Source organism: Candidatus Thiopontia autotrophica, from assembly GCA_014384675.1.
In the GTDB taxonomy this organism is placed as follows: Bacteria; Pseudomonadota; Gammaproteobacteria.
This window is the reverse complement of record JACNFK010000026.1, coordinates 49,828-69,868: the sequence shown is the minus strand read 5'-3', so window position 1 is coordinate 69,868 and position 20,041 is coordinate 49,828. Positions and strand designations below refer to the sequence as shown.

Below are 20,041 nucleotides of genomic sequence, written 5' to 3'. Positions count from 1 at the left end.
TGCATGGCTGTCGTCAGCTCGTGTCGTGAGATGTTGGGTTAAGTCCCGCAACGAGCGCAACCCCTATCCTTAGTTGCCAGCGCGTAATGGCGGGGACTCTAAGGAGACTGCCGGTGACAAACCGGAGGAAGGTGGGGATGACGTCAAGTCATCATGGCCCTTATGGGCTGGGCTACACACGTGCTACAATGGTCGGTACAGAGGGCTGCAAACCAGCGATGGTAAGCGAATCCCTTAAAGCCGGTCGTAGTCCGGATTGGAGTCTGCAACTCGACTCCATGAAGTCGGAATCGCTAGTAATCGCGAATCAGCATTGTCGCGGTGAATACGTTCCCGGGCCTTGTACACACCGCCCGTCACACCATGGAAGTTGGTTGCACCAGACGTCAGTTGTCTAACCCCTCGGGGAGGACGCTGCCCACGGTGTGATCAATGACTGGGGTGAAGTCGTAACAAGGTAGCCCTAGGGGAACCTGGGGCTGGATCACCTCCTTTAAGAGAAAGCGAGGCAGGATCCGTTGCGAGTATCCTCACAAGTTATCTGATTAGAATATATTCTGGGTCTGTAGCTCAGTTGGTTAGAGCGCACCCCTGATAAGGGTGAGGTCGGTGGTTCAAATCCACCCAGACCCACCAAAATTCCGCAGCTTGCGCCTTTGGTCTAGCTCGTATATTTTTAATATACTTCACTAGCCCAAAATCACAATCTGCGAAATTTAGTTTTAAATTGGGGCCATAGCTCAGCTGGGAGAGCACCTGCCTTGCACGCAGGGGGTCGGCGGTTCGATCCCGCCTGGCTCCACCAAAAAGGTTAAAGAATAGGTTTTCGATGAGAGCCTATTCTCTAACCTAAAACGGTTAGTTTGATCTTTAAAAATTAGGAAAAAGTTAAAGGCGCGATTGGACGGGTCTCAAATCCCCGTCCAAAAGCAAAAAGAGTTCGGTTTTTTGTGATGAAAAACCGACTTGTACATGGGTCAATACATTCCGTATTGATTTAATGTTTTGAGTTCAAGAGATTGGATTCAAAACGGGTATACTCAATCGTTACTGTGATTTCATATAGCAATATGTGATATCTGATCTCAGGAATGAGATCTGATTAAATAACACCAGATATTTTGGGGTTATATGATCAAGTGAATAAGCGTATACGGTGGATGCCTTGGCAGTAAGAGGCGATGAAGGACGTAGTAATCTGCGATAAGCCCCGGCGAGCTGATAAACAAGCTTTGACCCGAGGATTTCCGAATGGGGAAACCCGGCTATCTTTGATAGTCACTCCTATCTGAATATATAGGATAGGTAGAGCAAACCCGGAGAACTGAAACATCTAAGTACCCGGAGGAATAGAAATCAACCGAGATTCCCTTAGTAGCGGCGAGCGAACGGGGATTAGCCCATAAGCTATTTAAGTTTTAACAGAACAGTCTGGAAAGTCTGGCCATAGAGGGTGATAGCCCCTTATGTGAAAAAGCTTTTATAGTGATATCGAGTAGGGCGGGACACGTGAAATCCTGTCTGAATATGGGGGGACCATCCTCCAAGGCTAAATACTCCTTACTGACCGATAGTGAACTAGTACCGTGAGGGAAAGGCGAAAAGAACCCCGGAGAGGGGAGTGAAATAGATCCTGAAACCGTATACGTACAAGCAGTGGGAGCAGACTTGTTCTGTGACTGCGTACCTTTTGTATAATGGGTCAGCGACTTACTTCTCAGTTGCAAGGTTAACCATTTAGGGGAGCCGTAGGGAAACCGAGTCTTAATAGGGCGAATAGTAGCTGGGAGTAGACCCGAAACCGAGCGATCTATCCATGGTCAGGGTGAAGGTGGGGTAAAACCTACTGGAGGCCCGAACCCACTTATGTTGAAAAATGAGGGGATGAGCTGTGGATCGGAGTGAAAGGCTAATCAAGCCCGGAGATAGCTGGTTCTCCTCGAAAGCTATTTAGGTAGCGCCTCGTGTATCACTCTAGGGGGTAGAGCACTGTTACGGCTAGGGGGCCATCCCGGCTTACCAACCCGTTGCAAACTCCGAATACCTAGAAGTGCAATCACGGGAGACACACGGCGGGTGCTAACGTCCGTCGTGGAGAGGGAAACAACCCAGACCGCCAATTAAGGTCCCAAAGTTATAGTTAAGTGGGAAACGATGTGGAAAGGCATAGACAGCCAGGAGGTTGGCTTAGAAGCAGCCACCCTTTAAAGAAAGCGTAATAGCTCACTGGTCGAGTCGGTCTGCGCGGAAGATTTAACGGGGCTAAACTATACACCGAAATTGCGGATGCATACTTGTATGCATGGTAGAAGAGCGTTCTGTACGCCGTTGAAGGTGAACTGTAAGGTTTGCTGGAGGTATCAGAAGTGCGAATGCTGACATGAGTAACGATAATGGGGGTGAAAAACCCCCACGCCGAAAGACCAAGGTTTCCTGCTCAACGCTAATCGGAGCAGGGTGAGTCGGCCCCTAAGGCGAGGCAGAAATGCGTAGTCGATGGGAAGCAGGTTAATATTCCTGCACCACGCAATATTGCGATGGGATGACGGAGAAAGCTAAATCAGCCAACTGTTGGATATGTTGGTTCAAGCATGTAGGGAGAGAACTTAGGCAAATCCGGGTTCTCAATCCTGAGGTGTGATAACGAGCCCTCTTTTGGGCGAAGTGATTGATGCTATGCTTCCAAGAAAATTCTCTAAGCTTCAGATATTGTTGTGACCGTACCCCAAACCAACACAGGTGGTCAGGGTGAGAATCCTAAGGCGCTTGAGAGAACTCGGGTGAAGGAACTAGGCAAAATGGCACCGTAACTTCGGGAGAAGGTGCGCCCCTTGTATGTGATCGGACTTGCTCCGTGAGCTGAAGGGGGCCGCAGTGAAATGGTGGCTGCAACTGTTTACTAAAAACATAGCACTCTGCAAACTCGTAAGAGGAAGTATAGGGTGTGACGCCTGCCCGGTGCCGGAAGGTTAATTGATGGGGTTAGCTTCGGCGAAGCTCTTGATCGAAGCCCCGGTAAACGGCGGCCGTAACTATAACGGTCCTAAGGTAGCGAAATTCCTTGTCGGGTAAGTTCCGACCTGCACGAATGGCGTAATGACGGCCACACTGTCTCCACCCGAGACTCAGTGAAATTGAAATCGCTGTTAAGATGCAGTGTACCCGCGGCTAGACGGAAAGACCCCGTGCACCTTTACTACAGCTTTGCATTGAACTCTGAACCTATCTGTGTAGGATAGGTGGGAGGCTTTGAAACCTGGACGCTAGTTCAGGTGGAGCCAATCTTGAAATACCACCCTGGTATGTTTGGGGTTCTAACCTAGGTCCGTTATCCGGATTGGGGACAATGCATGGTGGGTAGTTTGACTGGGGCGGTCTCCTCCCAAAGAGTAACGGAGGAGCGCGACGGTACCCTCAGCATGGTCGGAAATCATGCTCTTGAGTGCAAAGGCATAAGGGTGCTTGACTGCGAGACAGACACGTCGAGCAGGAGCGAAAGCTGGTCTTAGTGATCCGGTGGTTCTGAATGGAAGGGCCATCGCTCAACGGATAAAAGGTACGCCGGGGATAACAGGCTGATTCCTCCCAAGAGTTCATATCGACGGGGGAGTTTGGCACCTCGATGTCGGCTCATCACATCCTGGGGCTGTAGCCGGTCCCAAGGGTATGGCTGTTCGCCATTTAAAGTGGTACGCGAGCTGGGTTTAGAACGTCGTGAGACAGTTCGGTCCCTATCTGCCGTGGGCGTTGGAGATTTGAGGGGAGCTGCTTCTAGTACGAGAGGACCGAAGTGGACATTCCTCTGGTGTTCCGGTTATCACGCCAGTGGTATTGCCGGGTAGCTATGAATGGAAGGGATAACCGCTGAAAGCATCTAAGCGGGAAGCCTCACCCAAGATAAGATCTCCCTAGACTTTTAAAGTCTCTAAAGGTCCGTCGAAGACTACGACGTTGATAGGCTCGGTGTGGAAGTGCAGCAATGCATGAAGCTAACGAGTACTAATTAACCGTGAGACTTGATCATATAACACCCAAACTATTTGGCACTGTTATTGAATCAACTATAGAAAGTTGCAATATCGATTGTTACAACCAACATGTATAGCTTTTAACGATTTCCAGAATTTTTCTGGATAGTGGGTAGATAATTTTACCCACTGTTCAGAGATCAAGAATTGCTTAGTGACCATAGAGTCCGCGACCCACCTGATCCCATTTCGAACTCAGAAGTGAAAGCGTTCATCGCCGATGGTAGTGTGGGGTTTCCCCATGTGAGAGTAGGACATTACTAGGCTTATATCCCGAAAACCCGTAAAGGATCTCCTTTACGGGTTTTCTTTTGTCTGCAGGTTTGCAGGTAGCCCCATAGGATAGCTTCCTTAACAGTTGCAGGCTGGTGTTGCTGGAGCGGGCTGATTAAGACTTAACGTCCCGGTAAGCTCTGATAGAGAGTTTATTTGATGTTTCTCCATGTAAGATACAATGCCTTGGTTGATCTCTTTACAGATTAATGGGTCATTGAACAGGGCTGTTCCAACCCCTATGGCAGTGGCGCCGGCAATGATGAACTCGAGTGCATCCTCTGCACTGGAGATTCCGCCCTGACCAATAATCGGGATATTGTGATCTTTGCAGACCTGATGGACCAGATGAACCATGCGCAAGGCAACTGGTTTGATGGCGGGGCCTGATAGTCCGCCCTGGTTGTTGCCGATAACTGGCCTGCGTTTCTCGATATCAATAGACATGCCCATCAATGTATTGATTACGGCAAAGGCATCGGTTCCGGCATCTATGCAGTGCTGGGCACTGTCGGCAATATCGGTCTGATTGGGTGAGAGTTTGGTAATGAGCGGTTTGGTTGTTGCCTTTCTACAGGCCTCTACTACACGGGCAGAGACCTCTGGATCATTCCCAAATACGGCACCACCATCTTTTACATTGGGGCAGGAGATGTTGATCTCGATTGCGTCTACGGGAGAATCATCAAATAATTTTGTGATCTCTCCATACTCATCGATACTGGAGCCGGAGATATTTGCTATATATCTGGTTTCACTCAGGTCAAGTCTGGGAATGATATCCTCAATAACATGTCTGGCTCCAGGGTTTTGTAGACCAATGGAGTTGATCATTCCTCCAGGGGTCTCTATAACACGGTGTGGGGTATTCCCTAATCTTGCCTCAAGAGTTGTTCCTTTTAGACAGATCGCACCGACCTCCTGGTTGGAGTATCCAGTAATACGTGTGTACTCTTCACCAAAGCCGACACATCCAGATAGCAACACTACCGGGGTTTTCATTCTGATTCCGCAGAACTCTATTGCTAGTGATGGTTTTTCCATAATGATACTATCCAGTCGATTTAGAGATTAGATCTCAAGGAGTGTTGGTGAATATTGTTCTTTATGAGCCGGAGATTGCCCCAAATACCGGGAATATTATACGACTTTGTGCGAACACTGGGGCGCAACTTCATCTGATTCATCCTCTTGGGTTTGAGATGGATGAGAAGCGACTGCGCAGGGCCGGGTTGGATTATCTGGAGCATGCTTCGGTCATGGAGTATCAGACACTGGATTTATGTTTGCAACAGTTTGATCGCTCGAGAATTTTTGCTTCGACAACTCATGCAACGCAATCACATTTTGTGCCTGAATATAGAAGTGGAGATACTTTTCTTTTTGGACCTGAGACCAGAGGGCTGCCGGAGGAGATACGAAACAGCTTTCCACAAGGTCAGAGGATACGCATCCCCATGGTTGGAGGGAGTCGAAGCATGAACCTTTCCAATGCTGTCGCAGTTGTTCTCTATGAAGGGTTGCGTCAGACAGGTTTTTAGGGAGGCTCTGATTAAGTCAATTCGTGATCCAATCAGATCTCCCTTACAAGTTATTCTATGGGGACGATAGAGCCCTTCCCTCAAACCCCCATCCCATTAAGCTTTTTCAGAGGTTTCCTGGTTTTCTGTTTTGAGCCCTCGTTGCAGAAGATCACGTACAGCCATTTTTGGGTTCTTGTTGTTGTGAAGCACATCTGCGACCTGTTTTGTAATAGGCATTTCTATCCCCCTTGATAATGCTATCTGGTTTATATCGCGTGCCGCATCAAATCCCTCTACAGTTTGGCCAATCTCCTTGAGTGCCGCCTCTGCAGTTTTACCTTTACCAATTGCTATCCCAAATCGACGGTTTCTTGATTGGTTATCAGTACAGGTAAGCACCAGATCTCCAAGGCCACCAAGGCCCATAAAGGTTTCTGCCTTCCCACCATAGTCCGTGCCAAGCTTTATTAGTTCATGAAGGCCACGGGTAATCAGTGCTGCTCTTGAGTTGGCACCAAAGCCAAGACCATCAGCGATACCGGCCGCAATAGCCAATACATTCTTGGTGGCACCACCAATCTCAATACCAGGGATATCATTACTTGTATAGCAACGAAAAGTTTCACTATGAAACAGTTCAGCAATAGTGTGCGCATGTTCAATTTCATCTGATGCAATGGTTACGGCAGTTGGTAGTCCCTGCGCAACCTCTTTGGCAAAGGTTGGCCCAGAGAGCAGTGCTTTTTTTCTTCCACTACCAAGCTCCTCCTCAATAACCTGATGAAGAAGTTTGTGTGACTCTTTCTCTACCCCTTTGGTTGCCCAGACAACTGTAGTGTCGTCAGGAATCGTGCTCCGGATTTTTTGCAGGGTGGTTCGAAAAGCGTGACTTGGAACTGCAACAACTACTATTTCGGCAACTTCAACTGCCGAGGCGATATCTGGATTCAGAGAGAGTGACCCCGGCATCTGCACACCAGGTAGATATTGCCGGTTCTCATGGTCTCTGCTTATGGTTTTCAGATGGTCTGGTGAGTGTCCCCAGAGGGTAACATCATGGCTCTTGCGAGATAACTGTATAGCAAGAGCAGTCCCCCATGACCCTGCCCCCAGAACAGTTACCATTTTTGGTTGGCTGGATGACGACATTTGGGCTTTAGTCTGGATAGCCTTTAGTGCTTTGTCTCACTAGTGTCGGACTCCTCACGCTGTTGCATCTCTTGCTGGCGCTTTGCATAGATGGCATCAAAATTGACTGGTGCCAGTACTAGAGGAGGGAACCCACCTTTTGTTGTCAGATCAGAGATGGCCTCACGAGCATATGGGAACAGGGTGTTTGGACAGTATGAACCCAGCACATGTCCCAGAGCCCCCTCCTCAAATCCGGCAAGAGCAAATATACCTGCCTGCTGAATCTCTGCGAGAAATGCGGTCTCATCATTTACAGTAACGGTGGTGGTCATAGTGATTACGACTTCATAGAGGTTTTCACCAATTTTATGGTGCTGTGTTCCAATATTAAGATTGCTCACAGGCTCCCACTTCTCTTGAAATATGGCGGGTGATTTGGGTGACTCAAAAGAGACATCCTTCAGGTATATTTTTTGGATTTCAAAAGTTTGTTCTGTCTGTTCTTCACTCATAACTGTTCTCTTGTAGGGATTCTCGTGGTTGTATCTAAATTATTGAAATTGCCTAACCCATTGAGTCAGGCTGCTAAGGTCCATGGCTCCAGCCTGGCGGGCAATCTCCTTTCCATGCTTGAAAATTGCGAGTGTGGGGATGCTCTGAATGCCATACTGCCCCGCAATGGCCTGCTCCTGCTCCGTACTTACCTTGGCAAGACGATAGTGGGGCTGTAATTGTTTTGCTGCTTGCGAAAATACAGGAGCCATCATTTTGCATGGGCCGCACCAACTGGCCCAGAAGTCGACCACAACAGGGATATCGTTGCGTTCAATATGACGCTGAAAATTATGGGCTCCCAGATCAACTGGATTGCCATCAAACAGTGAGTTGTGACACTTGCCACATTTTCCATCAGAGACAAGTTTGGATGCAGGAAGGCGGTTGATGCCGTCACAGTGCGGGCAGACAATATGAAGGCTATCTGTCATCTGTTACCCCTCCAGCAACGGGTCAAGTTTGCCTGCCGCATTCAGTGCAGATAAATCATCAAAACCGCCCACATGGGTCTCCCCAATGAAGATCTGCGGAACCGTTTTGCGTCTACTACGCTCCTCCATTTGCGCCCACCCATCACTGTCACCATCAATAAATATTTTGGTGTACTCGGCCCCTTTTCTATCCAGAAGGGCCTCAGCCATACGGCAGTACGGGCATGTCTTGGTGCAATAAACTTCAATTTTTGGCATATATTTATATTACAGCTACAGTTATTTGTATGAGACAGGGAGGCCGGCATTTTTCCAGGAGCGAATACCACCCTTGAGATTATAGACCTTTTCAAACCCGCCTTTTTTCATCTGTGAGCAGGCAACTCCAGAGCGTTGACCAGATCTGCAGATAGCAATAACTGGATGTGTACGGTGTTTGTCCAGATCGCCAAGGCTGTTTTTGAGTTGGTTCAGGGGAATATGTGATGCCCCCTTGATCTGCCCATCTTTTGTCAGTTCATCCTTGGCGCGTACATCAAGCAACACGGTGTCATCCTCATTCATAAGGCGAATGGCGGCTTCAGGAGTGATGGATTCAAATCCACGCAACTGATCCCCATAAATATTGAAGAACAGCATAACTAGCGTCATCACAAAGGCAGCAACCAGCTCCCAGTTGTTGAATATAAAGGTTGATAGTTCTTCCATGAACATCGATCTCTTGTTTAAGTAGTTGTTATTAGGTGCTGGGGTTCTCTTCAGTCCAGCTACATGGTTTGCCGATATTCATTGCCGATAGAATTTTTTCCGGCAGGCAGAATCCGGTAAAGCCACTCTGAAACAGATTTAGTCCAACAAATGCAGTAAACCATAGCCAGCTTGGGTCCGTTGATATGGTTCCATCCAGGAACAGTGAAAGCAGGACAAAGAAGCCGGCAAGGATACGCAGGATCTGTTCTCTTGTCATTGTATTCTCCTTAAAGACAGGTTGTGTTGCAGATATAGAGCATCAGACCCCATATTATAGCCAAAATCTATATTCAGGAGTGGTAGATGGCGAGAAAATTACCGCCAGCAACAGCAGGTAAGAAACCTCTGAAAAAGCCTGATGGGATGGGGTTGTGGGGGAAGGACTCTATAGTCCCCACAGGATAACTTGTGAGGGAGATCTGATTGGGCCACAAAGTGACTTCATCAGAGCTTCCTTAACAGCGACAGAAAACCTCTTTCATCATACCGATTAGCTTGAGTGTTCTACTGTCTCCAACCATATAGAAGACCCGGTTTGCATCCTTGTATGAATCCAGAATTCCACGGTCACGCAGTGTGGACAGGTGTTGTGATATGTTGCTCTGAGATGTGCCTACTGCATCAACTATCTGCTGTACACTCAACTCATCTTTTCCCAGTACACAGAGAATCTTTAGACGAAGCGGATGTGACATTGCTTTCAGTGATCGTGATGCACGATCAATATCTTCATCATTTCCAAGCAGGTTGTCTGCCTCGTCACACTCACTGTTTTCCAGCGTTTCCACCTTACTCATTTTAGTGATTCCCCTCTATCCTTGAGTTGTTTTTTCACATCAGCCAACATCTATTCACATCTATAAAGCGTGACATTATATAATAACGAGACCAATGTCTACTTCGAGATGAATCTATTTGTATGAGTTCTAAACGCGGCCCGGTACTCCTCTGTATTCTGGACGGCTGGGGATATAGAGAGTCCTCAGACTGCAATGCAATTGTCACTGCAGATACCCCGGTATGGGATAAATTATGGGAAGAAAATCCACATGCATTGATTGCTACACATGGCGCAGAGGTTGGGTTGCCGGCAGATCAGATGGGAAACTCTGAGGTTGGTCATCTCAATCTTGGTGCAGGTCGTGTGGTCTATCAGGAGTACACCAGAATATGTCGTTCCATTCGTACCCACTCGTTTTATTCTAATCAAACACTGGTTACACCAATAGATGATGCTGTAAAGAGCGGCAGTGCCATCCATGTTGTTGGCCTGCTGTCGCCAGGTGGTGTTCATAGCCATGAAGAGCATATTCACTCTATAGTCAAAATGGCAGCAGAGCATGGTGCGGAGAAGATTTATGTACATGCATTTCTGGATGGCCGTGATACCCCACCAAAGAGTGCAGCCTCATCCATTGACAAGATGGAGGCCGTATTTGGTGAGTGCGGGGCAGGTGCTATCGTCTCTGTCATTGGGCGTCATTTCTCAATGGATAGAGACCGACGATGGAAACGGGTTGAGAAATCGTATCGCTCAATGGTTGAGGGGGTTGCCGAGTATAGAGCAGATAGCGCAATGGAGGCGCTGGAGATGGCTTACGCTCGTGGGGAGAGCGATGAATTTGTCGATGCAACAGTTATTGCAAAAGATGGGGAGTCACCCATCAAAATGGTGGATGGAGATGTCGTGCTGTTGATGAACTATCGTTCTGATCGGGCTCGTCAACTGACAGAGGCCATGATCATGGAGGAGTTCGAGGGATTTGAGCGCGAATCAAGGCCACACTTTGGCTCCATCACATCTCTCACCGAGTACAAGAAGGGGTACGGGATTCCGGTAGCTTTTCCGCCGGACAGATTGCCAAATGTTTTTGGTGAGTATATATCCAGGTTCGGACTGCATCAGTTGAGAATTGCCGAGACTGAAAAATATGCCCATATCACCTTCTTCTTTAACGGGGGCAGAGAGGAGCCATATCCGTATGAGGATCGATTGCTTATCTGTTCCCCAGATGTGGAGACCTATGATCAGCAGCCAGAGATGAGCGCATATGAGGTAACGGCACGTCTGGTAGATGAGATAAGAGGGGGCAAATATGATGTCATTATCTGTAATTTTGCCAATTCAGATATGGTTGGTCATACCGGAAAGATGGATGCGGCAGTTGAGGCGATTGAGTCACTAGACCACTGTTTGGGCAAGGTGGTAGCAGCTATTCGTGAGGCTAATGGCGATATGTTGCTGACAGCAGATCATGGTAATAGTGAAACCATGTGTGACCGTGAAACTGGCCAACCACATACCTCGCACACTATGAATCCGGTTCCACTAATTTATATAGGAGATGGTATCTCAGTTGATCGTGTCTCATCAGGCGCACTATCTGATATTGCGCCGACTATGCTACATATTTTAGGGTTGAAGGTGCCTGCCGAGATGACAGGAGAGAGTCTGTTACAAGAGTCCTGAAGATGAGACCGGCTGGTTGAGGGGGCTTATTTAGAAGAGTCAGGCTCGGTTCCGGATGTTCCATCCATCATATCCAGCTCCTCATCGAGGAGCTTTTCGCTGACCTCATCCAGAGGCTCATAACGTTTTGAAATGGGGGGTTCGTAGTGGTCCATGCGAACATTGTCCGCCATTTTCCTGGCCTTTTTGCGTGCACGTTCAGCGCGCTCAAGCTCCTCTTCTCTGTCCTCTTCTCTATCCTCTTCGGCCTCAATTCGATCAAGCTCAGCCTCCATCTCCTCCTCGGTTGGACCATCGTCTTCATCTGGCTGTGATGATGAACTGCCTCCTGATGGAGAGTTGGGTGATGGACTTTTCGGAGGAGTGCTGTCCGTAGAGCTGTTGCTATCATCATCTTTTGGCATAAAGAACTTTGAAAATATAATCCCTGCCTCAAACAGAATCCACATGGGAATTGCCAGTAGGGTTTGGGAGATCATGTCTGGCGGAGTCAACAGCATACCAATAACAAATGCGCCAACGATAACGTAGGGGCGTTTTTCACGAAGCTTGTCAGGAGTAGTAGTTCCCATCCAGACCAGCAAGATGGTAGCAATTGGAACCTCGAAGGCGACCCCAAATGCAAAGAAGAGCTTGAGCACGAAGTCCAGGTAGTCCTTCATGTCCGGCATTACCTCAACCCCCTCAGGTGCGGTGGTGGTGAGGAAGGCAAAGATCAGCGGAAATACCACATAGTAGGCAAATGCCATGCCTGTATAAAAGAGAACAGTGCTTGATGCTGCCAGCGGCATCACCATCTTGCGCTCATGCTTGTAAAGGCCTGGCGCAACAAACCCCCATACCTGATAGAGGATATAGGGAATTGCAATATAGAAAGAGAAAATCAGCGTCAGCTTGAAGGGTGTCAGAAAGGGAGAGATTACACCGGTAGCAATCATGCTCTGCCCCTCCGGGAGGAGCTCCATCAAGGGGCTGGCTACGTAGTGATAGATATCGTTGGCAAAGGCAAACAGGCCAAGAAAGACAACCAGAATAGCCATCACTATTCGTAACAGACGGTCACGCAGTTCAATCAGATGGCTGACAAATGTCTGTTCCGCAGAAATTCCTTCGGGACTACTATTGCTCATCAGTAGTACTCGTCATCACTATTGTATTTTTTTTCCGCTTTCTCTTTGGGGTCAGTTTGATCGACAGGAGCAGATGAGTCCTCAGCTTCCTGGGCTACCTCATTGGTGGCGCTTACCATCTCTTCGGTTGCCTCATGAATCTCTTTCATATCAGCTTGGGTCTCTTCAATAATGTCATGCAAACCGGCAGTAGATGCATGTTTTTCCATCACCTTCTTCATCTCTTCCGCTTTGAGTTCACGGTCAATGTCAGATTTTACTGAGCTAATAAAGCGTGAAATTTTGCCAAACCATTTTCCGGCCGTGCGTGCAAGCGCCGGCATTCGCTCTGGCCCTACTACAAGCAGGGTGACCACAGCGATAATAGTCAGTTCCCAGAATCCAATATCAAACATAGAGAGATGTCAGAAGAGAGGGGTTCCTCTCTGCTGCTACGTTAAACCTTGTCTTTCTCTTCGACCTTCTGACCTTCTATGACATCCTCTTCAGCCTGATTCAACTGCGCAGGTTCTGCAGCAGGCTCTTCGGTTTTGTCTCCATCCTTGACAGCGCTCTTGAAGCTCTTGATAGCTCCTCCAAGATCACCGCCCACATTTTTCAGTTTCTTGGTTCCAAAGATCAGGATAACCAATACCAGTACTATCAGTAACTGCCAAATTCCAATGCCTCCAACGCCCATCGTCACTACTCCCTTGTAATAAATTTAAAGAAATATCTGGTAGATAATCCTGAGATTATAATGGCTTTAGCCAAAGCCGGGGAGATTTTTACCTCCCAGCAGGTGGATATGAAGATGAAAGATCACTTGTCCTCCATCTGCACCGGTATTGATAATGGTGCGAAACCCTCCATCCAGCCCCTGTGTATGTGCCAATTCCGGTAATAGCCTAACCATTTTTGATGTCAGAGCATCATCTTCTGCTGTAAGTGTAGCCAGGCTCTCGGTATGTCTCTTTGGGATCATCAACAGATGTACATCAGCCTTCGGATAGATGTCCCTGAATACCATGATCTCATCATCCTCATAGACAATGTCCGCCGGCACCTCACCAGATACCATTTTGCAAAAAAGACAGTCGTCACTCATCTATACACTCTCCCTGGAGGCCTTCTCCTCATGGCCAGAGACACCCAGTCTCCGCTCCAGTTCAGATAAAACCTCGTCAGGTGATATGTTTTGGTGGGAGAGCAGTACCAGGCAGTGAAACCATAAATCTGCCATCTCATAGACGATTTGTGCATGATCCCCATCTTTTGCAGCAATGACAGTTTCTGTAGCCTCTTCACCAACTTTCTTCAGGATTGTGTCAATTCCCTTGTGGTAGAGACTGGAGACATAGGACTCTTGTGGATCTGCGCTCTTCCGCTCCTCCAGAATTGATGTGAGTTCGTTGAGAATATTACTCATGGGGACTCCCTGGTAATGTGCTGGTTGAGCAGTTCCTTGAGTCGGCGTAGTCCGCTGGAACGATTGTTTGTGGGTTGTTCGATAATATCACTGGCGCTGATTCCAGGCTTATCGTAGAAGCGTGCATTTGCCTCGTCATTAATGGTAAGGATAGAACCATCAAGCGCAACTCCGGCAAACAGCCCTTTACTGCGTGACCATGAGTAGATTTCTGTTCTCAGCAGGGGGTCAGTTGCAGCGGTAGTATCTCGACCAATAGGCCCGGCAGACATTGATGCGTCAACTCCCAGGGTCAATTTGCCATCCAGCAGGCTTTCAATACTGTTGGGACGCTTTATGGAAAGAATAACATCACTGGATTGGGCGCCAATCTGATACCCATAGCTGGCCCCACTCATGGAGACAAAGACAGGATTGTTCCACTCTTTATCTTTTCTGAATAGCATCACCCCATTACCGTGTCTGACTCCAACCCCAAAACCAACGCTAATCATGCCTGGGAGGATTATTACTCCATCACCTTTTTGTAATAGAGAGGACGGGATGCTCTCCTCCTCAGGGCCAACCAGCACATCTTCCAGCACCTGTATGGCAGACCAGATGGTTGCGGTCTCTTTGCCTCCTGCAATAGCCTGAAGTGGTGCCAGAATAAATGCCAAGGCAATGACCAGGGTCTTGAGTGTTCTCATTGTCGATACATCTCCTTTGGATCTTTCAGTACCGGTGCAATAGTTTTCCACTGATCTTCCTCCAGTTCACGGTAGAAACAGCTGTGACGTCCAGTGTGGCAGGCAATTCCGCCACGCTGTTCAACTGTGATCAGCACCACATCTTCATCACAATCAAGGCGTATAGAACTGACAATCTGTTGGTTCCCAGACTCCTCTCCTTTGTGCCATAAGCGTTCTCTGGAGCGTGACCAGTATACGGCATGCCCAGTTTCAGTAGTGAGTTGTAGTGACTGACGATTCATCCAGGCAAACATCAGGATATCTCCAGTTTCTGCCTCTTGAACGATAACAGGCACCAGCCCATCCTCTGTCCAGTTGATCTCATCTAGCCATTTCGTGGGATTACTCACAATCTAACCTCTATTCCCTGTTCTGCCATAAAGGCCTTTGCCTCTCCAACAGTATACTCGGCAAAATGGAATATGCTGGCTGCCAGTACGGCATCTGCGCCACCCTTGATAACTCCATCAGCCAGGTGCTGCAGGTTACCAACTCCACCAGAGGCAATGAGCGGTACAGATACTGCTTCACTTACCGCTTTGTTAAGGGGCAGATTGAACCCCTGTTTGGTTCCGTCACGGTCCATGCTGGTCAACAAGATCTCTCCAGCACCGTAATCAACCATCCTCTTCGACCACTCTATGGCATCAATTCCTGTTGCTTTGCGCCCACCATGGGTGAATATCTCCCACTTTAGAGGCTCACCTTCGGTGCTGACTCTTTTGGCATCAACGGCAACTACAATACACTGCGATCCAAAACGGTCAGATGCCTCACGCACAAACTCGGGGTTGAAAACGGCGGCGGTATTTATAGCCACCTTGTCGGCGCCAGCATTAAGCATACGGCGGACATCGGCCACCTCACGTATGCCTCCACCAACTGTGAGAGGGATAAAAACCTGGCTGGCCACCTGTTCTACCACATGAACAATAGTGTCACGTCCCTCGTGGCTGGCGGTGATGTCAAGAAATGTTATCTCATCAGCCCCCTCATCATCATAGCGCCGAGCTACCTCAACCGGATCACCGGCATCACGAATATCGACAAACTGAACTCCTTTAACCACACGTCCCTGATCGACATCAAGACAGGGGATAATACGTTTTGCCAGCCCCATAAAAAACCCCTAATTTTGTTGGTCAGAGTAATGTTGAGCCTCAGCAAAATCCAGAGACCCTTCATAGATCGCTCGCCCGGTTATTGCTCCCATGATGCCGTGGTCAGCAACCTTGCAGAGTGCCTTGATATCATCCATGTTGGTGATTCCTCCAGAGGCAATAATAGGTATATTGACGGAGTCGGCCAGTTTTCTGGTGGCATCCACATTGACACCTTGCATCATCCCGTCTCGACTGATATCGGTGTAGACGATAGAGGATACCCCGTCAGATTCAAAGGATTTGGCAACATCGGTTGCGTCCTGATCAGAGACCTCGGCCCAGCCATTTATTGCAACCTTACCGTCCTTGGCATCTATGCCCACAATTACGTGACCAGAAAATTCACTGCAAAGATCTCGAATAAAGGATGGGTCGGTAATCGCTTTGGTGCCAATAATTACATACTCTACGCCGGCATCAATATAGGTTTGGACTGTCTCATGGGTACGGATACCGCCACCAATCTGAATTGGAAGATTGGGATAGGCAGCAGCAATGGCATGGACTACTCCCGCATTTTTTGGTTCACCATCAAATGCACCATTAAGGTCAACAAGATGGAGACGACGAGCCCCCTGTTCAACCCACTGGGCAGCCATGGCAACTGGATCATCAGAGAATATGGTCTCATCCTCCATGATGCCCTGACGAAGGCGCACACATTTTCCATCCTTTAGATCGATGGCAGGAATGATAATCATAGGTTCATTAGGCATTATGGTTGTCCATTCCAATCAGTGAAATTTTTCAATAATTGCAGGCCGGCATGTTGGCTCTTTTCTGGGTGAAATTGTGTAGCAAACAGGTTGTCTCGGTAGAGTGCACATGCAAAATCAAATCCATAATGGGTGGTTGCAGCAGTCTCATCACTGTTGCCGGGTTCTGCATAGTAACTGTGCACAAAGTAGAAGCGGCTCTTGTCCTCAATCGTGGACCACATTGGGTGATCTATGCTCTGTTTTACCTGATTCCAGCCCATATGTGGAATCTTTAACCTCTCGCTGCCTGTGTCGCTCTTTTCCATTAGAGGGTCAGGAAACTGTTTTACCTCTCCACTGATAATGCCGAGCCCATTGGTGCCACCATTCTCTTCACTTTGTTCAAGCAGAAGCTGCATCCCCAGGCAGATACCAAAAAATGGACGGTCTATGGCAACATCACGCACAACTTGAGACAGACCTCTCTTCTCAAGTTCATCCATACAGTCACGCATTGCGCCAACACCTGGAAATACTACCCGGTCTGCAGAAAGTATTGTCTCGGCATTATCAGTTACAACCACATTGAGGTCAGGCGCAACATGCTCCAACGCCTTGGAGACCGAGCGCAGGTTTCCCATACCGTAGTCAATTACGGCCAGAGTGGACACTTTAGAGCGAGCCTTTGGTGGAGGGCAGTTGCCCTTTCATCCGCTCGTCAGCTTCCACAGCCATCCGAATAGCACGTCCGAACGCCTTGAAGATTGTCTCGGCAATGTGATGGCTATTTCTGCCTCTGATTACATCGATGTGTAGAGTAGCCTCCGCATGATTAGTAAAGCCCTGGAAGAACTCAAAAAATAATTCGGTATCAAATTCCCCTACTGTTGTGCTGGGAAATGTGGCATTGAACTCAACTCCTGGTCGACCAGAAAAGTCTATGACCACCCGAGAAAGCGCCTCATCCAGGGGAACATATGCATGGCCGTAACGGCGAATTCCTTTTTTATCTCCAAGAGCCTGGTTGACTGCCTGACCAATAGATATTCCGATGTCCTCAACTGTGTGGTGTCCATCAATATGTAGATCACCAGACGCATTGATTTCCAGGTCAATCACACCATGACGGGCAACTTGATCCAGCATGTGTTCCAGAAATGGGACACCAGTGTTGAGTTTTGCAGAGCCGCTTCCATCCAGATCAACAGAGACCTCAATCTGGGTCTCCAGGGTGTCGCGTTTGATATTGGCAATACGGTTAGTCATGGGAAGTTAAATGTTTCTTGCGTTAAGGGTTTATTTGTAAGGCTATAGAATAACCGGTTATTGCCCCAGTTTGAACAGTTTGAGAGCGTAGTTACAGAAAAATAGGGGGTTTTTTGATAAACCATGTTGGTAATAGTCGTAATATAGCGGAAATTGATCAAGATCAACAAAATTGCTGAATAAACCCTGTAGTATCAATATATTCATTATCTTTTGGAAAATAGTCGAGATGGTCGTAAAAAAAACACCGGCAGTGCTTTGTCCACAATGTGAGCTGAATGATGTCTGTCAGCAATATGGTGTAGCTGATACAAATGATGCAGTTGTGCTGGGCGAGGTTACTCCCCAACAGAATGTGGAGAAAGGGGACGTTATTTGTCGGTCAGGTGATAATTTTGACTACCTCTATGCAGTTCATTCGGGTGCATTCAAGAGCATGGTCACTCTGCCTGGTGGTGAGGAGCGAATTACAGGTTTCTATTTTGCGGGGGAGATTATTGGTTCGGAAGGGGTTAGTACAGGACAGTATGGGAGAACAGTGGTTGCACTGCAGGATAGCCAGTTATGTTATTTCCCGGAGATATCTTTCTCTCCAGATGATGCAGCTCACAAGATGATTCGCCAGGGGCTGCTGGTTGCAATGAGTCATCAGGTAAAAAATGAGCAGTGGACAGGTCTGATGGCGGCACATCGTGCAGAACAGAGGGTAGCAATTTTTCTCTACATGGTATCCAGGCGGCTGGAATTCCATGGTTTTTCAGCAATAGAGTTCCGTCTGCCAATGTCGCGAGATGAGATTGCCAGTCATCTCGGGTTGGCGGTAGAGACTGTTAGCAGATCGTTCCAAAAGCTCAAGAATGCTGGTCTTATCCAGGTTAGCGGCAGAAATCTGGTGCTCGAAGATCGAGATGCTCTACAGCTATTTTCCTGAATGTAGCATAAAGGTTACAGGGCCATCATTTACTAGTGAAACCTGCATGTCAGCACCAAATTCGCCCTGTGCTACTGTGGGGTGTTGTTCTCTTGCTGAGGTGACAAGTTGTTGAAACAGGTGTTTCCCCATGTCTGGGGGGGCTGCGGCCGAGAATCCTGGCCTCATCCCATTTTTTGTGTCGGCAGCCAGAGTAAATTGCGGCACCAGCAGTAGTCCACCACCGGTTTGTTGAAGGGAGAGGTTCATCTTGCCCTCACTATCAGAAAAGATACGGTAGCCAAGAATTTTTCTCAGGAGATAGTTTAGCTCTATCTCACTATCATTCTGTTCCACCCCAACCAGAACAAGAAGGCCGCCACCAATCCCTCCAATACATTTACCCTCTACAGAAACGGACGCACTGGATACCCGTTGAAGCAACGCTATCATCTCATGAAGGGCATCATCAGTTTTTCTGGTTCGCTAAATTGGTTAATATCATAGGCCATACGCCCCATATTCTGGTTCATTGTAGACATGGAGCCATTCATCTGATTGATGTCCGAGCTCATTCCAATGATTGCACCAGACATCTCCTCAATATTTTCTGACATTCCATTGATGCGCCCTGACATGCTGCCAATATTGCGATTAAGTTGATGCATGTCCTTGCTCATATTATCCATGTTTCCCGACATGGACTGCATGCCAATGCGCACCTGTTTGAAATCCTCAGACATGGCGGCCTGTCCCTCTTCCATACTTCGAGCCATGGTGGACATCCTGGTACGCATATCCCGCATATCTTCTGCCATACTGGTGACGTCCAGGCTCATCTGAATTACTGCGCCAGTCATCTGGTGCATATTCAGCCCCATGCTGAACATGAATAGCGCCATGCCACCACCGGCTATAGCGCCTATAGAGAGCATTTTAGAGGGTATTGTCTTTAGGCTGGCACTGTCTGGAGCTGTGTGATTGTGGTCTGGTTCACTCATTTATCTCCCCCGGTCTTGCTGTCAGCACTGTTCCCATGGAAGACCGCGAAATCTCCAGCCACCCACGCTGCTTCGTTGATGATCCTCATCAAGCTCCCCCTCAAAACCCTCGTCAATATTGAAGACCTGGTTAAATCCATCCTCAATAAGCTTCTTGCCGGCCTCAAGAGAGCGTTTGCCACTACGACATATCAGGATAATGGGTACCCCTGACGGATCGCTGTTTCCATGTATGCCACCCAATAACAGTTTTCTGAGATCAACAGAAAAGTTCTGATTGATAGTCCAGTCAGGCTCATCAATCCACGGAATATGGACTGCTCCAACAGGGTGTCCTACAAAGAGGAATTCCATGCTTGAGCGTACATCAATCAATAAAGTGCGCGGATCATCCTGTACCATCTGCCAGGCAGCATTGGGAGAGATCGAATTGATTTCATTGGTAGCCATATCGCCAGTCGCCGGTTATTCAAGGAAGGTCTGATCAAGTCGCTTAGTGACCTAACCAGATCTCCTTTACAGGTTATCCTATGGGGACTATAGAGCCCTTCCCCCAAACCCCCATTCCATTAA

General features: G+C 48.0%; 25 protein-coding genes, 2 tRNA genes and 3 rRNA genes. 8 read left to right on the top strand and 22 right to left on the bottom strand.

From position 1 onward, the window contains the following. The 5 genes from H8D24_05055 to rrf form a co-directional block, all read left to right on the top strand. Nucleotides 1-497: ribosomal RNA gene (locus tag H8D24_05055) — 16S ribosomal RNA — on the top strand; the annotation flags it as partial. Nucleotides 498-559: 62 nt separating this feature from the next. Then, a tRNA-Ile gene (locus H8D24_05050) sits at nt 560-636 on the top strand. Between the two features lie 93 nt (nt 637-729). Beyond that, nucleotides 730-805: transfer RNA gene (locus tag H8D24_05045), tRNA-Ala, on the top strand. A 321-nt stretch (nt 806-1,126) separates the two neighbouring features. Further along, a 23S ribosomal RNA gene (locus H8D24_05040) occupies nt 1,127-4,035 on the top strand. Nucleotides 4,036-4,178: 143 nt separating this feature from the next. Then, nucleotides 4,179-4,294 (top strand): 5S ribosomal RNA (gene rrf, locus H8D24_05035). 85 nt (nt 4,295-4,379) lie between these two features. Here rrf and H8D24_05030 read toward each other — a convergent pair. Continuing rightward, nucleotides 4,380-5,345, bottom strand: coding sequence for a dihydroorotate dehydrogenase (locus H8D24_05030; GenBank protein MBC8519756.1), 966 nt, complete (start codon nt 5,343-5,345; stop codon nt 4,380-4,382). 44 nt (nt 5,346-5,389) lie between these two features. Between H8D24_05030 and H8D24_05025 the strand changes: the two genes are divergently transcribed. Continuing rightward, entirely contained in the window at nt 5,390-5,842 is a 453-nt protein-coding gene (locus H8D24_05025; protein MBC8519755.1) for a tRNA (cytidine(34)-2'-O)-methyltransferase, read from the top strand. 96 nt (nt 5,843-5,938) lie between these two features. Here the strand turns inward: H8D24_05025 and H8D24_05020 are convergent, their stop codons facing one another. The 7 genes from H8D24_05020 to H8D24_04990 all read right to left on the bottom strand — a co-directional run bounded on the left by H8D24_05020 (nt 5,939) and on the right by H8D24_04990 (nt 9,488). Beyond that, nucleotides 5,939-6,973, bottom strand: a complete 1,035-nt coding sequence (locus H8D24_05020; GenBank protein ID MBC8519754.1) for an NAD(P)-dependent glycerol-3-phosphate dehydrogenase — start codon at nt 6,971-6,973, stop codon at nt 5,939-5,941. 23 nt (nt 6,974-6,996) lie between these two features. Continuing rightward, the gene (secB, locus tag H8D24_05015) at nt 6,997-7,467 is read right to left on the bottom strand and encodes a protein-export chaperone SecB (protein ID MBC8519753.1); all 471 of its coding nucleotides are present in this window, start codon (nt 7,465-7,467) and stop codon (nt 6,997-6,999) included. A gap of 39 nt (nt 7,468-7,506) precedes the next feature. After that, complete coding sequence (trxC, locus tag H8D24_05010) at nt 7,507-7,941, bottom strand: thioredoxin TrxC (GenBank protein MBC8519752.1); 435 nt, start codon at nt 7,939-7,941, stop codon at nt 7,507-7,509. A gap of 3 nt (nt 7,942-7,944) precedes the next feature. Continuing rightward, complete coding sequence (gene grxC / locus H8D24_05005) at nt 7,945-8,199, bottom strand: glutaredoxin 3 (GenBank protein MBC8519751.1); 255 nt, start codon at nt 8,197-8,199, stop codon at nt 7,945-7,947. Nucleotides 8,200-8,220: 21 nt separating this feature from the next. Continuing rightward, nucleotides 8,221-8,649 (bottom strand): rhodanese-like domain-containing protein, encoded by a 429-nt coding sequence (locus H8D24_05000; protein MBC8519750.1) that lies wholly within the window; start codon nt 8,647-8,649, stop codon nt 8,221-8,223. Between the two features lie 31 nt (nt 8,650-8,680). After that, the gene (locus H8D24_04995) at nt 8,681-8,908 is read right to left on the bottom strand and encodes a DUF2892 domain-containing protein (protein MBC8519749.1); all 228 of its coding nucleotides are present in this window, start codon (nt 8,906-8,908) and stop codon (nt 8,681-8,683) included. A 238-nt stretch (nt 8,909-9,146) separates the two neighbouring features. Then, nucleotides 9,147-9,488: a winged helix-turn-helix transcriptional regulator gene (locus tag H8D24_04990; protein ID MBC8519748.1), complete on the bottom strand. Its 342-nt coding sequence runs from the start codon at nt 9,486-9,488 to the stop codon at nt 9,147-9,149. A gap of 122 nt (nt 9,489-9,610) precedes the next feature. Here H8D24_04990 and H8D24_04985 point away from each other — a divergent pair, with 122 nt between their 5' ends. Further along, nucleotides 9,611-11,161: a 2,3-bisphosphoglycerate-independent phosphoglycerate mutase gene (locus H8D24_04985; protein ID MBC8519747.1), complete on the top strand. Its 1,551-nt coding sequence runs from the start codon at nt 9,611-9,613 to the stop codon at nt 11,159-11,161. 26 nt (nt 11,162-11,187) lie between these two features. Here the strand turns inward: H8D24_04985 and tatC are convergent, their stop codons facing one another. The 11 genes from tatC to hisB form a co-directional block, all read right to left on the bottom strand. Beyond that, nucleotides 11,188-12,291: a twin-arginine translocase subunit TatC gene (gene tatC, locus H8D24_04980; protein MBC8519746.1), complete on the bottom strand. Its 1,104-nt coding sequence runs from the start codon at nt 12,289-12,291 to the stop codon at nt 11,188-11,190. After that, nucleotides 12,291-12,686, bottom strand: a complete 396-nt coding sequence (tatB, locus tag H8D24_04975) for a twin-arginine translocase subunit TatB (GenBank protein ID MBC8519745.1) — start codon at nt 12,684-12,686, stop codon at nt 12,291-12,293. Before tatB ends, tatC begins: the two co-directional genes overlap by 1 nt. A 41-nt stretch (nt 12,687-12,727) precedes the next feature. Next, nucleotides 12,728-12,970, bottom strand: a complete 243-nt coding sequence (gene tatA, locus H8D24_04970; protein ID MBC8519744.1) for a Sec-independent protein translocase subunit TatA — start codon at nt 12,968-12,970, stop codon at nt 12,728-12,730. Nucleotides 12,971-13,036: 66 nt separating this feature from the next. After that, a complete protein-coding gene (locus H8D24_04965) occupies nt 13,037-13,378 on the bottom strand; it encodes a histidine triad nucleotide-binding protein (protein MBC8519743.1) in 342 nt (113 codons plus the stop codon). Next, nucleotides 13,379-13,699, bottom strand: coding sequence for a phosphoribosyl-ATP diphosphatase (locus H8D24_04960; GenBank protein ID MBC8519742.1), 321 nt, complete (start codon nt 13,697-13,699; stop codon nt 13,379-13,381). Beyond that, a complete protein-coding gene (locus H8D24_04955) occupies nt 13,696-14,388 on the bottom strand; it encodes a lipid-binding SYLF domain-containing protein (GenBank protein ID MBC8519741.1) in 693 nt (230 codons plus the stop codon). Before H8D24_04955 ends, H8D24_04960 begins: the two co-directional genes overlap by 4 nt. Then, a complete protein-coding gene (hisI, locus tag H8D24_04950; protein ID MBC8519740.1) occupies nt 14,385-14,780 on the bottom strand; it encodes a phosphoribosyl-AMP cyclohydrolase in 396 nt (131 codons plus the stop codon). The genes H8D24_04955 and hisI overlap by 4 nt, the downstream gene beginning before the upstream one ends. Next, the gene (hisF, locus tag H8D24_04945) at nt 14,777-15,550 is read right to left on the bottom strand and encodes an imidazole glycerol phosphate synthase subunit HisF (protein ID MBC8519739.1); all 774 of its coding nucleotides are present in this window, start codon (nt 15,548-15,550) and stop codon (nt 14,777-14,779) included. The genes hisI and hisF overlap by 4 nt, the downstream gene beginning before the upstream one ends. Nucleotides 15,551-15,559: 9 nt before the next feature. After that, on the bottom strand, nt 15,560-16,294 hold the full coding sequence (hisA, locus tag H8D24_04940) for a 1-(5-phosphoribosyl)-5-[(5-phosphoribosylamino)methylideneamino]imidazole-4-carboxamide isomerase (GenBank protein MBC8519738.1): 735 nt from the start codon (nt 16,292-16,294) through the stop codon (nt 15,560-15,562). A gap of 14 nt (nt 16,295-16,308) precedes the next feature. After that, nucleotides 16,309-16,962: an imidazole glycerol phosphate synthase subunit HisH gene (gene hisH, locus H8D24_04935; GenBank protein MBC8519737.1), complete on the bottom strand. Its 654-nt coding sequence runs from the start codon at nt 16,960-16,962 to the stop codon at nt 16,309-16,311. Nucleotide 16,963: 1 nt separating this feature from the next. Next, a complete protein-coding gene (gene hisB, locus H8D24_04930; protein MBC8519736.1) occupies nt 16,964-17,557 on the bottom strand; it encodes an imidazoleglycerol-phosphate dehydratase HisB in 594 nt (197 codons plus the stop codon). Nucleotides 17,558-17,786: 229 nt separating this feature from the next. Between hisB and H8D24_04925 the strand changes: the two genes are divergently transcribed. Beyond that, the gene (locus tag H8D24_04925; protein ID MBC8519735.1) at nt 17,787-18,488 is read left to right on the top strand and encodes a helix-turn-helix domain-containing protein; all 702 of its coding nucleotides are present in this window, start codon (nt 17,787-17,789) and stop codon (nt 18,486-18,488) included. On the opposite strand, the gene H8D24_04920 is transcribed toward H8D24_04925, so the two are convergent. The 3 genes from H8D24_04920 to H8D24_04910 are packed head-to-tail and all read right to left on the bottom strand — an operon-like array spanning nt 18,477 to nt 19,918. Further along, a complete protein-coding gene (locus H8D24_04920) occupies nt 18,477-18,920 on the bottom strand; it encodes a D-tyrosyl-tRNA(Tyr) deacylase (protein MBC8519734.1) in 444 nt (147 codons plus the stop codon). The two genes, H8D24_04925 and H8D24_04920, sit on opposite strands and share 12 nt — an antisense overlap. After that, nucleotides 18,917-19,468, bottom strand: coding sequence for an LPXTG cell wall surface anchor family - like protein (locus H8D24_04915; GenBank protein MBC8519733.1), 552 nt, complete (start codon nt 19,466-19,468; stop codon nt 18,917-18,919). Before H8D24_04915 ends, H8D24_04920 begins: the two co-directional genes overlap by 4 nt. Before the next feature lie 21 nt (nt 19,469-19,489). Next, nucleotides 19,490-19,918: a rhodanese-like domain-containing protein gene (locus H8D24_04910; GenBank protein MBC8519732.1), complete on the bottom strand. Its 429-nt coding sequence runs from the start codon at nt 19,916-19,918 to the stop codon at nt 19,490-19,492. Between the last annotated feature and the right edge of the window lie 123 nt (nt 19,919-20,041).

Coding starts and splice junctions, on each gene's coding strand:
- H8D24_05030 (MBC8519756.1), bottom strand. CDS start 5,345: ATGGAAAAACCATCACTAGCAATAGAGTTCTGCGGAATCAGAATGAAA.
- H8D24_05020 (MBC8519754.1), bottom strand. CDS start 6,973: ATGTCGTCATCCAGCCAACCAAAAATGGTAACTGTTCTGGGGGCAGGG.
- secB (MBC8519753.1), bottom strand. CDS start 7,467: ATGAGTGAAGAACAGACAGAACAAACTTTTGAAATCCAAAAAATATAC.
- trxC (MBC8519752.1), bottom strand. CDS start 7,941: ATGACAGATAGCCTTCATATTGTCTGCCCGCACTGTGACGGCATCAAC.
- grxC (MBC8519751.1), bottom strand. CDS start 8,199: ATGCCAAAAATTGAAGTTTATTGCACCAAGACATGCCCGTACTGCCGT.
- H8D24_05000 (MBC8519750.1), bottom strand. CDS start 8,649: ATGGAAGAACTATCAACCTTTATATTCAACAACTGGGAGCTGGTTGCT.
- H8D24_04995 (MBC8519749.1), bottom strand. CDS start 8,908: ATGACAAGAGAACAGATCCTGCGTATCCTTGCCGGCTTCTTTGTCCTG.
- H8D24_04990 (MBC8519748.1), bottom strand. CDS start 9,488: ATGAGTAAGGTGGAAACGCTGGAAAACAGTGAGTGTGACGAGGCAGAC.
- H8D24_04985 (MBC8519747.1), top strand. CDS start 9,611: ATGAGTTCTAAACGCGGCCCGGTACTCCTCTGTATTCTGGACGGCTGG.
- tatC (MBC8519746.1), bottom strand. CDS start 12,291: ATGAGCAATAGTAGTCCCGAAGGAATTTCTGCGGAACAGACATTTGTC.
- tatB (MBC8519745.1), bottom strand. CDS start 12,686: ATGTTTGATATTGGATTCTGGGAACTGACTATTATCGCTGTGGTCACC.
- tatA (MBC8519744.1), bottom strand. CDS start 12,970: ATGGGCGTTGGAGGCATTGGAATTTGGCAGTTACTGATAGTACTGGTA.
- H8D24_04965 (MBC8519743.1), bottom strand. CDS start 13,378: ATGAGTGACGACTGTCTTTTTTGCAAAATGGTATCTGGTGAGGTGCCG.
- H8D24_04960 (MBC8519742.1), bottom strand. CDS start 13,699: ATGAGTAATATTCTCAACGAACTCACATCAATTCTGGAGGAGCGGAAG.
- H8D24_04955 (MBC8519741.1), bottom strand. CDS start 14,388: ATGAGAACACTCAAGACCCTGGTCATTGCCTTGGCATTTATTCTGGCA.
- hisF (MBC8519739.1), bottom strand. CDS start 15,550: ATGGGGCTGGCAAAACGTATTATCCCCTGTCTTGATGTCGATCAGGGA.
- hisA (MBC8519738.1), bottom strand. CDS start 16,294: ATGATTATCATTCCTGCCATCGATCTAAAGGATGGAAAATGTGTGCGC.
- hisB (MBC8519736.1), bottom strand. CDS start 17,557: ATGACTAACCGTATTGCCAATATCAAACGCGACACCCTGGAGACCCAG.
- H8D24_04925 (MBC8519735.1), top strand. CDS start 17,787: ATGGTCGTAAAAAAAACACCGGCAGTGCTTTGTCCACAATGTGAGCTG.
- H8D24_04920 (MBC8519734.1), bottom strand. CDS start 18,920: ATGATAGCGTTGCTTCAACGGGTATCCAGTGCGTCCGTTTCTGTAGAG.
- H8D24_04915 (MBC8519733.1), bottom strand. CDS start 19,468: ATGAGTGAACCAGACCACAATCACACAGCTCCAGACAGTGCCAGCCTA.
- H8D24_04910 (MBC8519732.1), bottom strand. CDS start 19,918: ATGGCTACCAATGAAATCAATTCGATCTCTCCCAATGCTGCCTGGCAG.